The sequence below is a fragment of the Streptomyces sp. NPDC005017 genome, assembly GCF_042873115.1.
GTDB lineage: Bacteria > Actinomycetota > Actinomycetes > Streptomycetales > Streptomycetaceae > Streptomyces.
Window position 1 is genome coordinate 287,044 of record NZ_JBIALD010000006.1, and the last position, 13,186, is coordinate 300,229.

The following is a 13,186-nucleotide window of genomic DNA, read 5'->3' on the forward strand; positions in this document are numbered from 1 at the left end:
CAGGAATGACTGGCACTGTGAGGACACATTCCGCCGCACCCGCACGATCGGTTTCACTTCCCGCACGATCGGTCTCACCTGATACCTCCGATTCCTCCCCGACCTTCAGGTCGGGGAGGAATCGGACCCCTGCGGAGCAGAGCAAGGGAGGAGCAATCGCCTTCAGGGCGATGGGTCGTCTCCACCCACCGGGCCGAGAGCGACCTCACGCAGGTGGACGATCTCGGAGTTGAGGGACCGCCGGTCGGCGCGGGCCTCCTCAACAAGGCGTGTGTGCAGTTCCGTTGGCAGGAGGAGAGAGATCCACTTCTCGTCTTCCACGCTAGGATCAAGCCATGACGACACCAGAGAAACGCCAGGAGAATGCCGGGCATGCCCGGTACACCTACCGGCTCCGCGTGTCGTCGACCGCCCGCACGGGCCTGATGGCCGAGTGGGCGCGCTGCCGATGGGTGTGGAACGAATGCGTGGCCATGTCCCGCAAGGTCCACGCCGCGAACCAGGACGCCGCTGGGAAGACGACGTGCGGGCCGGCCCAACTCGACAAGATGCTGACCGAGGCCCGCACCGCAATGGGGTGGCTGCGTGAGGGCGCGTCGGTGCCGCAGCAGCAGACCATCCGCGACTTCGCCAAGTCCCGCGCCAAGGCGATGAAGGACATCAAGGCGAAGCTGCCGATCCGGCAGCGCGCCGGGATGCCGAAACCGAAGAAGAAGCGTGAGGCGCTGCCCACACTGAACTACACCCGGCGCGGATTCCGCCTGAAAGACGGGCGCCTGCACGTCGCGGGCGGCATCGTCCTGACGGTCGTCCGGTCCCGCGAACTCCCGGCCGCACCCACCAGCGTGCGCGTGTACCAGGACAGCCTGGGGCACTGGTACGCGTCGTTCGTCGTCGCCACCGAGACCCAGCCGCTCCCCGCCACGGGTGCCGTGCTCGGTGTGGACTGGGGTGTCAGGGAGACCGCCACCACTACGTCCGCCGCGCACGACCTCCCCCACGCCGAGCACGGCAGGCGCGCCGCACAGCGCCTCGCCCGCTACCAGCGGATGACGGCCCGCCGGAAGCCCACGCGCGGACAGGCCGCATCCAAGGGCTACCGCGAAGCTCAGCGGCAGACCGCCAAGGTGCACAAGAAGGTCGCACGGCAGCGGCAGGACACCGCCCGCAAGTGGGCCAAGCGTGTTGTCCGCGACCATGACGCGGTCGCCGTCGAGGACTTCCGCCCGAAGTTCCTCAGCCGTACCACTATGGCCCGCAAAGCCGCCGACGCGGCGATCGGCGCCACCAAGACGGCCCTGATCGAGACGGGCCGCAAGCATGGGCGGGACATCCGTCTCGTGCATCCCGCGCACACCACCATGGACTGCGCGTCGTGCGGAGCGAGAACCAAGCACGCACTTCCTCTTTCGGAACGTACCTACACCTGCACCGCGTGCGGAACCGTATCCCCCAGGGACAAGAACTCCGCCCGCGTGATGCTGGTCCGGGCTGGTCTCAACCCGGCTGGTGCCGAGGGCGTAAGACCTTTGGGAGCGCTGCTCCCGGAGGCAGCCTGAGCCAGGAATCCCGTCCCTTCAGGAAAGTCCTTCAGGGAGGGGAGGATGTCAATTTCCGTATGCGTCCCGTCGGTGGCGCGGCGAGGGCCGGCCCGCGTTCCAGTCGGCCAGGCCGCCCGCGCCGAGGAGTCCGGTGCCGACGGCGAAATCCGGCCCGGTGCGCTGCCGCAGTTCCCGCCGGGAGATGTGGGTGACCAGCATCGGGAAGACCGGGCGCAGCGGCTGGCACCAGCGCAGCCAGGGCGGCGCGTAGACGGCGGGGGCGCGTCGCTCGATGCCGGCGGTGAGCAGCCCGGCCACCCGCGCCGGGGTCTGCACACGCCGGGCGAACCAGGGCTGATGTGCGCGCAGGGCCCTGAGCACCGGGTTGTCGTCGAGTCCGTCGATCATGTCGGTTCCGGTCCAGTGCAGATACGCGATGCCGACGCCGATGCCCTCGGGCGCGAGTTCGCCGCGCAGGGCCTGGGCGAAGGACTCGGCGCCCGCCTTGGAGGCGCAGTAGGCGCTCATCATGGGCGCGGAGCCGAACGCGGCGGTCGAGGCGATCTCCAGGAAGTAGCCGCGGGTGCGGGTGAGGTGGGGCAGGAAGGCCCTGGCGGTGTTCGCGGCACCGAGCAGGTTGACCTCGACAACCCGTCGCCACAGGTCGGGATCGGTGTCACGGAACGGCCCGCTGACGGCGATCCCCGCATTCGCCACCACCACGTCGGCGGGGCCGAGTCGAGCCTCGACCTCCCTCGCCGCGGCCTCGAGGCCGCCGAGGTCGGTCACGTCCACCTCCACGCACAGGCCGGGCGAGGACATCCCCGCCGTGGCCTCGCGCAGCCTCTCCTCCTCGCGGCCGAGAAGTGCGACCCGCGCGCCGGCATGACTCAGAGCGACGGCGAGCGCCGCGCCCACCCCGCGGGCGGCCCCGGTGACGACGGCGACCCGTCCACGCAGGGGCGAGCCGTCCAGGGGCGGGCTCGGGGGCCGGGCGACACTTCGGGAAACCCGGGCGACACGTCGGGGAAGGAATCCTCGGCCGCTCATTCCATGGTCCTCGCCCTCTGTCTCCGTCGGCCACCGACGGATCCACGGCTACGAATTGCCCCCGGTACCGAGGCGCTCTCGACTCACCCCGGGTGCTGGGGCGATCTCGACCTCGCCGATCACTCCGTGTCGTTCCCGCACCTCCTTCTTCGGTTCGGCTCGTCTCGCCGGATGCAGGGCAGAGCGGCGACGACCGGGGTCGGCTGCGCCGTGAAAGGCATCCAGGTCGGCATGGGGCGTCTGGAACGGGTGTGACAGACGCATTGACATCACGCCTTGCCGGCCTCGACTATGACCGGGTGGTCATATGACCACCCGGTCACCTGTGGAGTGCCGATGCCAACGCCTACCTGGGCCCGCCTGTCTCCGGCCCGCCGCGAGCGCATTCTCATCGCGGCGATGGACGAGTTCGGCACGCACGGCTACTCGACGGGCAGCCTGAACGTCATCGCCCGCGAGGCAGGCGTCGCAAAGGGATCCCTGTTCCAGTACTTCGCCGGAAAGCTGGATCTGTTCACCTACGTCGCCGAGCAGACCTCTCTGCGCGTGCACGAGAACCTCAGGCCCTGGCTCGAGAGCTATGACGGCACACGCGGCTTCGCCGGCCATTTCCTCGATGCCCTGGATGCCTGGGTGGTCTATTTCGCGGAACACCCGCTGGAACGCGGTGTCACGGCAGCGACCAACATGGAAATGGACCCGGCCGTCCGTGCCGCCGTGCGCACACCCGTGAACGACCTCTATATGACGAGCCTGCGCCCACTCCTACAGCAAGCGGTCGACCTGGGCCATCTGCGGAAGGACTCCGATCTGGAGGCCCTGCTCGCTCTCCTGCTGACGATCCTGCCGAACTTGGCGCTGCTCGCGCACACCCCCGGGCTGACGGGCCCGATGCCTCTACTGAACGTCCCTCCACAGGTTCGGCGAGAAAACCTCCGGCGGCTCATCGCGCCCCTGCTCTGCAGCTTCACGCCGCACGAAGCGTGAGAGGCGTTTCCGGTTCCGGCGCTTGAGTTCCACGCGTCTCCCGGACGCCCCTCCTGCCATGCGCCACGCCAATCGTTCCGTCACAGAAGGGTGAGGCTATGCTCCGCTCCACCGTACGGATCATCACCGCCGTGCTGCTGGCCGTCGCGGCCGGCCTGGGATTCGCTCCCGCCGCCGGCGCCTCGACAGCGGATCCCGTAGCGCCGCAGGACCTGTCCGAACCCGGTGTCCACGCGGTGGCCTACACGGATCTGACCGTGTCGGCCTCCGGCCGGTCGTACAGCGCACGTGTCTGGTATCCCGGAGCCTCGGCAGGTGCGAACGCGCCGGTCGCGGCCGGCGTCCACCCGGGGCTGGCCTTCGGGCACGGGTTCTTCCAGGGCATCACCCAGTACGAATCCCTGCTCAGGCATTACGCGTCCTGGGGATTCATCACCGTGGTACCCAAATCGCAAGGCGGCCTGTTCCCCAACCACTCCGCCTTCGCGGACGACCTGAACGCCGCGCTCACCTGGCTCACCACACAGAACAGCACCAGCGGCTCCCGTTTCGCGGGCGCGGTCGCCACCTCCAGCCTGGGCGTCTCCGGGCACTCGATGGGCGGCGGCGCCGCCCTGCTGGCCGCGAGCCGCAACCCCGCGGTCAAGAGCGTGTCGACGCTGGCGGCGGCGGAGACGAACCCGTCGGCCGTCGCCGCCTCGGGGACGCTCAGGACACCCGCCCAGTACCTCGGTGGCAGCGAGGACAGCATCGCCGGAGTCGCCGACCACCAGCAGAAGATGTACGCCGCGAAGCCGGCCCCCGCCCAACTGCGCGTCATCACGGGCGGTTTCCACTGCGGCTTCGAGGACAGCTCCGGCTTCGGCTGCGACAGCGGCAGCATCTCCCGCGCGGTACAGCAGAAGGCCACACGGGGGGTCACAACCGCCTGGCTGCTGTACACACTTGTCGGCCAGTCCTCGCTGTACGACCAGGTGTGGGGCTCAACGGCCCAGAATCTGCCGGGCGTTGTGTTCTCCGGCAAGCCCTGAGACCCCTCTGACGTCCAGTCACCGAGCGCGGTGACGAAGGCGGGCGGCTCCTCGATCTCGGTCGAGGAGCCGCCTCACCGCCGTCCGGGCCATCCGGGCCATCCGGGCAGGGTGGCCGGTCCGGGCGGGCTTTCAGGGCAGGCGGTCCGGGCGGGCTTCCGGGTGGCCGGTCCGGGCGGCCGGTCCCGGGCGGGCAGGGTGGCCGGTCCGGGCGGCCGGTCCCGGGCGGTCCGCAGTCGGTGACGATCCCGCAGTCGGTGACGATCCGCGTCGGCAGGGCGACGAAGGCCTCCGACTGAACGGAATCCCGCATTCACCCACGGGATTCACCCACGCTTGCCGATCAGTCGACAAAGCGGCCCAGGAAGCGGGTGCGGCCCGGCGGGCGGATCATGGGGATGTGGACGCGGGGCTGGCAGCCGTGGCGCCACGGCTGCAGGGGCCGACCGCGGCACCGCACCTGTCCCGGGGCAGCGGCATGCCGCGTCGCTGTCCGGCGCTCCCACGCCGGACAGGCCTTCCGCGACGGTTCCGAGCCGGTCTTCCCCGGCCGTACACCTGCCGCCGCGTGCAGCGGATGCCCGAGAGCGGGCCGGGCACAGCGGCTCACGCGACCGCGCTCCCCGTACGCGCCCGCCCCCACGGTCTGCCCGCGCACGGGCCCTCGGCCGCCGAGCGGAGGAGCGCGCGGTGAGCGAGCCCGTGGAAGAACTCGTCAGCGGCGCCGCCCGGGACGCGGGAGGCTGGATGGGGGCGCTGCCGGTGGCACAGGTCGCCACGAGCGCCGACGGCACCATCGTGCGCTGGAACCGCGCCGCGCAGGAACTGCTGGGCCACAGCCCGCACCACGTGGTCGGCCGGCACATCGCCGAGCTGCTGCATCCCGGCGCGGACCGGAGTCTGGGACGGTCGCTGTGGGAGGCGGCCGCCTCCGGCCGGGGCGTGATGGGCACCGTCACCGCCTGGCACGCCGACGGGCACCCGGTCGAGCTGGAGATCTGGGCCAGTCCGCTGCCCGACCGGCACGAGGACACCTCCGCCGTCGTGGTGTTCGCCGCCGACGCCCACGCCGCCCGCCGTATCCGCGGCTCCTCCGCCGTGTGGGACGGGCTGTTCGCCCGCTCCCCGGTCGGCATCGCCGTCCTCGACACCGAGCTGCGGTTCCTGCGGGTCAACGCGGCGCTGGAGAGGATGAACGGCCTGCCGGAGTCCGCCCATGTGGGCCGGCGCCTGTCCCAGCTGTTGCCGCAGGTCAACGCCCACGACATGGAAGAGGCGATGCGCAGTGTCCTGGCCAGCGGCCGGCCGGTGCTCGATCGCCGCCGGGCCGGCCGCACCCCGGCCGACCCCGACCGGGACAAGGTCTGGTCGTGCTCCTACGTCCGCGTCGAGGACCCCGCGGGCCGGCCGATCGGAGTGATCGCCTCCCTGCTCGACATCACCGAGCAGCAGCGCGCCCACACCGAGGCGGAAGCCGGGCGCCGTCGGCTCGCCCTGCTCAGCGAGGCCTCGATCCGGGTCGGCTCCAGCCTGGAACTGGAACGCACCGCCCAGGAGCTGGCCGACCTCGCGGTTCCCCGGCTGGCCGACGCCGTCACCGTCGATGTGCTCGACTCCCTCGCCCGCGGCGACGAGCCGGGCCCGGGGCTGGCCGGCGGGGTCGCGCTGCGCCGCCTGGGCAAAGCGCCGCTGACCGGCTCCGCGGTCATCGCCGCCCTGGCCCCGCTCGGCCGCACGCTCTCCTTTCCGGTCGCGGCCCCTTACAGCCAGGTCCTCGCCGGCCGGCACCCGTACCTGCTGGCCCGCCTCGACGCCGACGTCGTCGCCCCGGCCGCACGCCACACCGGCAGGCCCGCTCACCTGCTGACACTGGGCGTGCACTCGTTCATGATGATCCCGCTCGTGGCCCGAGACCTCGTCCTGGGCGTCGCCACCTTCTACCGCACGCAGCCCCTCGGCCCCTTCGACAGCGACGAGGCCGCCCTCGCCGCCCAGCTCGCCGCCCGCGCCGCGCTCAGCATCGACAACGCCCGCCTCTACCAGCGCGAACACGACACCGCCGTCACGCTGCAGCGCAGCATGCTTCCGCAGCACATCACGCCGCCGGCGGGCATCGAGGTCGCCCACCGCTACCTGCCCGCCAGCGACGTCAACGAGGTCGGCGGCGACTGGTACGACGCGCTGCGTCTGCCCGCCGGAAAGGGCGCTCTGCTGATCGGCGACGTCATGGGCCACGGCATGGTCGCCGCGGCCGTCATGGGACGGCTGTCCGCGAGCATCCGGGCGCTGGCCCGCCTCGACCTCGAACCGAAGGAGATCCTGGCCCAGCTGGAAGCCGCCCTGGAGGACCTGGCCGAGCCGATGCTCGCCACCCTCCTGTACGCCGTCGTCGACCCGGCCACCGGTCACTGCCGCATCACCCGGGCAGGCCATCCCCCTCCCGCGCTGGTCACCCCCGACGGCGAAGTCCGCCTCCTCGATGTACCGCCCGGGACACCCCTCGGCGTCGGCGGCACCCGTTACACCACCACCGATCACATCCTTCTGCCCGGCAGCGTCCTCGTGCTGTACACCGACGGGCTCATCGAATCGCGCAGCAGCGACATCGACGAACGCCTCGGCGAACTCACGGACGCCCTGGCCGAGCCCAGTCCCTCCCTGAACGCCATGTGCGACAGCCTCCTGGCCCGCCTCGTCCCGGCCTCGGCCGACGACGACATCGCCCTCCTCGTCGCCCGCATACGGCCCACCCCGTGACCCGCGCCGGCCGGCGGCGTGGGTCCGTACGTCACGGTGAACGGCTCTTCGCCGAGGAGGGTTCCGTAGCGGGAGGGTCGAACCAGCCCCATCCGCTGACATCGTGGTCGTCCCAGAACATCGCGGTCACCCGCTTCCTCGTGGGCTGTGGACCGGGCTGACGACTACGCCTTCCCGGCCGCCTCACCTTCACGATCGGCCCTGCCGAGCGGTGCGTCATGGGCCGACGGGCGAGGTGGCCAGGGCGGTGAGGGCGGCCAGCCGAGCGCCGAGCCCACCTGGTAAGTGGTGTCGACGATGCCGGAGGCCAGGCCCGCCTGCTCCTGCGGGGCGCCCGATATCGCCGGGATGTACGCGAGCGCCATACCGAGCGAGGCGACCAGCGAGGCGGGCAGGACCGTGGTTCTGGGCGGTCGGCGGGACGATGCGGGCGTCGGGTGACACGGCCCGCGTCGTCGAGCGTGTCGCGGTGGTGGAGCAGCCCGCGTGGCGCCTCGGTCGCTCCGTGACCCGTGCCGCTCCGGGCCGGCATCTCCACCCGGGGCCGGCCCGGACGCTCGTGCTCGGCGATGATCCGCCGGGACGGGCTGCGTCGCGAACTCGCCGACCGGGGCATCGTGTTCGCCCTGGCCCGCGTCAACCAGGACCTCCTGGACGAGTTCGGCGCGTACGGGCTCGCGCAGTCCGTGTGAGCCGGGCTGATCTTGCCCACGCTGCCGGCGGCCGTGGCCGCGTACCGGGCCTGGTGCCGAGATCACCAGCCCGGCGTGGCCGACCGCGCGGGCGCGTCCCCGGTCGGCGACGCGGCTGTGCCCGCGATCACACGTACTCGGGCACGACGGCCACCGGGCAGGCCGAGTGGTGGAGCACCCCGTGGGCCACGCGGCCCAGCTGGAGGCCGAAGTGCCGGTGCCTGCGGCGTGCTCCGAGGACCAGGAGACCGGCGTCGTGCGAGGCGTCCACCAGCGCGCTCCGCGCGGGCCCCTCGACCGTGCTGCGGAGCACCTCGACGTCGGCGGGAACGTCCCGGAGCGCCTTCGCGAGCGCCTCCACCGCCTCCCGCTCGTACGACCGCCCCGAGCCGCCCCTGACGGAGTCCGGGGCACGGTGGCCGGAAGCCTCGCGCACCGGGTGCCGCCAGGCCCGTACGGCGCTGACGGCCGCCCCGCGCAGGCGCGCCTCCTCGACGGCGAAACGGACGGCCGCCGAGGCCACCGGAGGCTCGCCCACACCCACGACGACACGGCCGTGGGTGGCGGGCACGGCCCGGTTGTCGTGACTGCCGCGCACCACGACCACCGGACAGTGCGCGTGCCCCGCCACGGTCAGGCTGACCGATCCCAGCAGCGCCTCGGCCATACCGCCGCGCCCCCGGGTGCCGGTCACCAGGAGGGCGGCGTTGCGGCTCTCGCGCACCAGCGTGTACTCGGGTTCCTCGGACACCACGGCGGTGGTCACCTTCACCTCGGAGCGCCGTCCCGCGGCGCGGCGGGCGGCGGACGCGACGACGTCCTCCGCCCGCACCCTCCCGCCCGGCTCACCGAGGTCCCGGGCGAGGTGCGCGCCCTCGTACCGCTCCCACAGCGAGGCGTACACCAGCCGCAGCGGCGCCCCGCGCAGCGCGGCCTCGTCGACGGCCCAGTCCACGGCCCGCAGCCCGGCCTCGGAGCCGTCGACACCGACGACGACCGGCGGCTCCACCGTCACCGCCCTCACCGTCCCGCGCCGAGGTCGAACACGATCCGGGCCGCCGCACGGCTCTCCCGCGAGCCGTCGAGGCCGACGGTGACGGTACGGGTCATGGTCCCCACCTTTCGAAGCGATCCGTTCGGATCGTGGTGCTGTCGTGTCCTGCCGTGGTACTGGTCCGAGCCTTGTCCCTGGGGGCGGGCTACGGCAGGGGGCCGCAGGTCCTCACAAGAGGCCGACCGGCCCAACCCGCCGGTGCTCGAAGTCCCTGACGTCCTCGTCGCCGGGCGGAACCCGGCCTATAGCGGCGGCCGCGGCGTTCGGGGAGGCCGGCCGAGGCCGGGCGGGCCCCGGACGGGGGCCGCCCCGTCCCGATGGGAAGGACATTCGGCCCTGCCCAGGCACGCGCCGCCGAGGCAGCCTGGAGAACATACGCGGGCCGATGCCCAGGTCGGGCCCCGGAGGGCCGGCGCACGGCTCGCCGTGACCGCCGCGAGCCGACGGTCCTCGCCCCGTCGCGGACCGGCACACCACAGAAGTCGCGAACCGGCACAGCACAGAGGAAGGCAGTGAGCGTGATGCCCCACATCGTCGGCGAGGTGATGACCCGCGAGGTCGTCGAAGCCCACCGGGAGACACCGTTCAAGAGCGTGGCCCAGCTGCTGTACCGGAACCGGATCAGCGGACTGCCCGTGGTGGACGGCGACGACAAGGTCGTGGGAGTGATCTCCGAGACCGATCTCATCCGCTGCCAGGCGGCCCGGGCCGCCCACGGCCGGACGCGGCGGACGCGCATCCCCCCGCTGCGCCGCTCGGCCCGGCGCGGGGCCGCCCTCGCCCGCGCCACCACGGCGCAGGACCTGATGACGTCGCCCGCGATCACCGTCCACCCGGAACAGCGCGTCGCCGACGCCGCGCGGATGATGGAACGCCATGGTGTCGAGCGGCTCCCGGTCGTGGACGAGGAGGACCGCCTGATCGGCATCGCCACGCGCCGTGACCTGCTGCGCGTCTTCCTGCGCACGGACGACGAGATCCGCCAGGAGATCCTCGACGAGGTGGTGAACCGTGCCATGGGCCTGCCTCCCCACATCGTCGTGTCGGTCCGCGACGGCATGGCGACCCTGGAGGGCCGCCTGGAACGGCGCAGCGACATCCCGCTGCTGCTCCGGCTCGCCTACCGGGTCGACGGGGTGGTCGGGGTGGTCAACGGCCTGACGTTCCGTGTCGACGACGCCCGGCCCTCGGAGAAGCACTCCGCCTCGAGGAACGATCCCGCGTAGCCCGGTGGCGGGCGGGCCGCACGGCCCTACGGCGGCAAGGCCCAACGGTCCCCGGCGAGGACCAACGGGGACTGCGCGCGAGAGCCCTCGACGGACGACGCTACCGATGGGGGCGACACCGTCCCCACGGTGCTCCCGGCACCATCCACCGAGCGGTTTCAGCTCTCTGCGACGGAGGCAACGCCACATGACCCGCCACGACCGAACCGCCGCCGCCGGTCCCGCCCCGGCACCGACCGACACCGCCATCGCCGTGGACCTGCTCGTGACGAACGGGCTGAAGGCGCTCGCCGACTACGAGGCCCTCGACCAGGACCAGGTCGACCACATCGTGAAGAAGGCCTCCGTCGCCGCGCTCGACCGGCACACGGCACTGGCGCGCCTGGCCGTGGAGGAGACCGGCCGCGGCGTCTTCGAGGACAAGGCCGTCAAGAACATGTTCGCGTGCGAGCACGTCACGCACGGCATGAGCACCCTGAAGACCGTCGGCGTCATAGCCCGCGACGACATCGAGGACATGGTCGAGATCGCCGAGCCGGTGGGCGTGGTGTGCGCGGTCACCCCGGTCACCAACCCGACCTCCACCACGATCTTCAAGGCGCTCATCGCGCTGAAGACCCGCAACCCGGTCGTGTTCGCCTTCCACCCCTCCGCCCAGAAGTGCAGTGCGGAGGCCGCCCGGATCGTCCGGGACGCCGCGGTCGCGGCCGGCGCCCCGGAGCACTGCGTCCAGTGGATCGAGACCCCGTCGGTCGAGGCCACGGGCACGCTGATGCGTCACCCGGGTGTCTCCCTGATCCTCGCCACCGGCGGCAACGCCATGGTCAGGGCCGCCTACTCGGCGGGCAAGCCCGCCCTGGGCGTGGGCGCCGGCAACGTGCCCGCCTATGTGCACAGGAGCGCGAAGCTGGCCCGGGCCGTCAACGACCTGGTGCTGTCCAAGTCGTTCGACAACGGCATGATCTGCGCCTCCGAGCAGGCCGTCGTCCTGGACACGGAGATCTACGACGACGCCCTGGCCGGGTTCCGCACCCTGCACGCCCATGTGGCGACCGCCGAGGAGAAGGCGAAGCTGGAGGAGTTCCTCTTCCCCGCCGGCGAAGCACCGGGCGGCGGCTGCGAGCCCAAGGTCAACTCCGCGGCCGTAGGACAGAGCCCGGAGTGGATCGCCGAGCAGGCGGGCTTCACCGTGCCCGCCGGCACCTCGCTCATCCTGGTCGAGGCCGACCACGTGGGACCCGACGAGCCCCTCACCCGCGAGAAGCTCTGCCCCGTGCTCGCCGTCCTGCGCGCCGGCTCCGAGCAGCAGGGCTTCGACCTCGCCGCCGACATGGTCGCCTTCCACGGCCAGGGCCACAGCGCCGTCATCCACACCGAGGACCGCGCGCTCGCCGAGGCGTACGGCCGGCGGATGAAGACCGTGCGGATCATCGTCAACGCCCCGTCCTCACAGGGCGCGATCGGCGGCATCTACAACGGTCTGCTGCCGTCGCTGACCCTCGGCTGCGGCTCCTGGGGCAGCACATCGGTGTCCAACAACGTCTCCGCCGCCCAGCTGCTGAACGTCAAGCGAGTCGGCACGCGCCGCAACAACCTGCAGTGGTTCAAGGTGCCGCCCAGGATCTACTTCGAGCCGCAGGCCATCCGCTACCTCGCCTCGATGCCGGACGTCCACCGCGTCACCGTCGTCACCGACGCCACCATGACCCGCCTCGGCCTCGTCGACCGTGTCACCCGCGTCCTGCAGCGACGCCACGACCCGGTCACCCTCCAGATCATCGACAACGTCGAGCCCGAGCCCAGCATCGACTCCGTCCGCCGCGGCGCCAAGCTCATGGGCGACTTCCGCCCGGACACGATCATCGCGCTGGGCGGCGGCTCACCGATGGACGCGGCCAAGGTGATGTGGCTGCTGTACGAGCAGCACGCGAGCGGCGTGGACATCGACTTCGCCGACATGCGGCAGAAGTTCTCCGACATCCGCAAGCGCGCCTTCCGCTTCCCCGTCCCCGGGAAGCTGGCCCGTCTGGTGTGCGTCCCGACCACGTCCGGCACCGGCGCCGAGGTCACGCCCTTCGCGGTCATCTCCGACCCGGCCACGGGCAAGAAGTACCCGCTCGCCGACTACGCCCTCACCCCGAGCGTGGCCATCGTCGACCCGACGCTCACCGCCGGGCTGCCCGCCGCCCTGGCGGCCGACAGCGGCTTCGACGCCCTCACCCACGCCATCGAGGCGTATGTGTCCGTGTACGCCAACGACTTCACCGACGGCCTCGCCCTGCACGCGATCCGTCTGATCTTCGCGAACATCGAGGCGTCGGTGACCGACGGCACCGCGCGGCCGGACGCCCGGGAGAAGATGCACAACGCCGGCACCATCGCGGGCATGGCCTTCGGCAACGCCTTCCTCGGCATCGTCCACGCCATGTCCCACACCCTCGGCGCCACGTTCCACATCGCGCACGGCCGCACCAACGCGGTCCTGCTGCCGCACGTCATCCGCTACAACGGCACCGTGCCGACGAAGCTCACCGGCTGGCCCAAGTACGAGGACTACCGGGCCCCCGAACGCTTCCAGGACATCGCCAGCGCCCTCGGACTGCCCGCCGCCACCCCGGCCGAGGGCGTGCGGTCGCTCGCGGAGGCGGTGGAGCGCCTGCGCGAGGCCGTGGGCATCGAGCCGTCCTTCCAGGCCCTCGGCGTCGACGAGCAGGCCTTCCTGGGCTCCCTGCCCGAGCAGGCCCTCAACGCCTACGAGGACCAGTGCGCCCCCGCGAACCCGCGGATGCCGATGCTCGACGACATGCAGGAGCTCATGCGCAAGGCCTACTACGGCCGCCGGTGACAC

The 13,186-nt window shown here is 72.0% G+C and carries 9 protein-coding genes and 2 pseudogenes; 7 read left to right on the forward strand and 4 right to left on the reverse strand.

The genetic code is table 11. From position 1 onward, the window contains the following. The first annotated feature begins 335 nt into the window (after positions 1-335). Positions 336-1,559 carry an RNA-guided endonuclease InsQ/TnpB family protein gene (locus ACFYR0_RS12160; protein WP_389325298.1) on the forward strand — a complete coding sequence of 408 codons (1,224 nt, stop codon included), beginning with the start codon at positions 336-338 and terminating at the stop codon, positions 1,557-1,559. Between the two features lie 48 nt (positions 1,560-1,607). Here the strand turns inward: ACFYR0_RS12160 and ACFYR0_RS12165 are convergent, their stop codons facing one another. Next, complete coding sequence (locus ACFYR0_RS12165) at positions 1,608-2,591, reverse strand: SDR family oxidoreductase (RefSeq protein ID WP_389325301.1); 984 nt, start codon at positions 2,589-2,591, stop codon at positions 1,608-1,610. A 336-nt stretch (positions 2,592-2,927) separates the two neighbouring features. Between ACFYR0_RS12165 and ACFYR0_RS12170 the strand changes: the two genes are divergently transcribed. The 3 genes from ACFYR0_RS12170 (at position 2,928) to ACFYR0_RS12180 (ending at position 7,366) form a co-directional block, all read left to right on the forward strand. After that, positions 2,928-3,578, forward strand: coding sequence for a TetR/AcrR family transcriptional regulator (locus ACFYR0_RS12170; RefSeq protein WP_389325304.1), 651 nt, complete (start codon positions 2,928-2,930; stop codon positions 3,576-3,578). A gap of 98 nt (positions 3,579-3,676) precedes the next feature. Then, positions 3,677-4,609 (forward strand): alpha/beta hydrolase family protein, encoded by a 933-nt coding sequence (locus tag ACFYR0_RS12175; RefSeq protein ID WP_389325307.1) that lies wholly within the window; start codon positions 3,677-3,679, stop codon positions 4,607-4,609. Positions 4,610-5,299: 690 nt separating this feature from the next. After that, the gene (locus tag ACFYR0_RS12180; protein WP_389325310.1) at positions 5,300-7,366 is read left to right on the forward strand and encodes a SpoIIE family protein phosphatase; all 2,067 of its coding nucleotides are present in this window, start codon (positions 5,300-5,302) and stop codon (positions 7,364-7,366) included. A gap of 231 nt (positions 7,367-7,597) precedes the next feature. Here the strand turns inward: ACFYR0_RS12180 and ACFYR0_RS12185 are convergent. Both ACFYR0_RS12185 and ACFYR0_RS12190 read right to left on the reverse strand, forming a co-directional pair. After that, positions 7,598-7,764, reverse strand: a pseudogene (locus ACFYR0_RS12185) (MFS transporter); the annotation flags it as partial. Beyond that, positions 7,763-7,943, reverse strand: a pseudogene (locus ACFYR0_RS12190) (Ni/Fe hydrogenase subunit alpha); the annotation flags it as partial. The pseudogenes ACFYR0_RS12185 and ACFYR0_RS12190, both read right to left, overlap by 2 nt. Between ACFYR0_RS12190 and ACFYR0_RS12195 the strand changes: the two are divergent. Beyond that, the gene (locus ACFYR0_RS12195) at positions 7,936-8,058 is read left to right on the forward strand and encodes a hypothetical protein (RefSeq protein ID WP_389325313.1); all 123 of its coding nucleotides are present in this window, start codon (positions 7,936-7,938) and stop codon (positions 8,056-8,058) included. The pseudogene ACFYR0_RS12190 and the gene ACFYR0_RS12195 sit on opposite strands and share 8 nt — an antisense overlap. 127 nt (positions 8,059-8,185) lie before the next feature. On the opposite strand, the gene ACFYR0_RS12200 is transcribed toward ACFYR0_RS12195, so the two are convergent. Beyond that, entirely contained in the window at positions 8,186-9,073 is an 888-nt protein-coding gene (locus ACFYR0_RS12200) for a universal stress protein (protein WP_389325316.1), read from the reverse strand. Positions 9,074-9,633: 560 nt separating this feature from the next. On the opposite strand from ACFYR0_RS12200, the gene ACFYR0_RS12205 reads away from it, so the two are divergent. After that, a complete protein-coding gene (locus ACFYR0_RS12205; RefSeq protein WP_389325483.1) occupies positions 9,634-10,338 on the forward strand; it encodes a CBS domain-containing protein in 705 nt (234 codons plus the stop codon). 187 nt (positions 10,339-10,525) lie between these two features. Continuing rightward, a complete protein-coding gene (gene adhE, locus ACFYR0_RS12210; RefSeq protein ID WP_389325319.1) occupies positions 10,526-13,183 on the forward strand; it encodes a bifunctional acetaldehyde-CoA/alcohol dehydrogenase in 2,658 nt (885 codons plus the stop codon). Positions 13,184-13,186 lie beyond the last annotated feature (3 nt).

Bases quoted from the DNA above. Each gene is read 5' to 3' on its own strand.
- ACFYR0_RS12160 (WP_389325298.1), top strand. From the start codon at position 336: ATGACGACACCAGAGAAACGCCAGGAGAATGCCGGGCATGCCCGGTAC.
- ACFYR0_RS12165 (WP_389325301.1), bottom strand. From the start codon at position 2,591: ATGAGCGGCCGAGGATTCCTTCCCCGACGTGTCGCCCGGGTTTCCCGA.
- ACFYR0_RS12170 (WP_389325304.1), top strand. From the start codon at position 2,928: ATGCCAACGCCTACCTGGGCCCGCCTGTCTCCGGCCCGCCGCGAGCGC.
- ACFYR0_RS12175 (WP_389325307.1), top strand. From the start codon at position 3,677: ATGCTCCGCTCCACCGTACGGATCATCACCGCCGTGCTGCTGGCCGTC.
- ACFYR0_RS12195 (WP_389325313.1), top strand. From the start codon at position 7,936: ATGATCCGCCGGGACGGGCTGCGTCGCGAACTCGCCGACCGGGGCATC.
- ACFYR0_RS12205 (WP_389325483.1), top strand. From the start codon at position 9,634: ATGCCCCACATCGTCGGCGAGGTGATGACCCGCGAGGTCGTCGAAGCC.
- adhE (WP_389325319.1), top strand. From the start codon at position 10,526: ATGACCCGCCACGACCGAACCGCCGCCGCCGGTCCCGCCCCGGCACCG.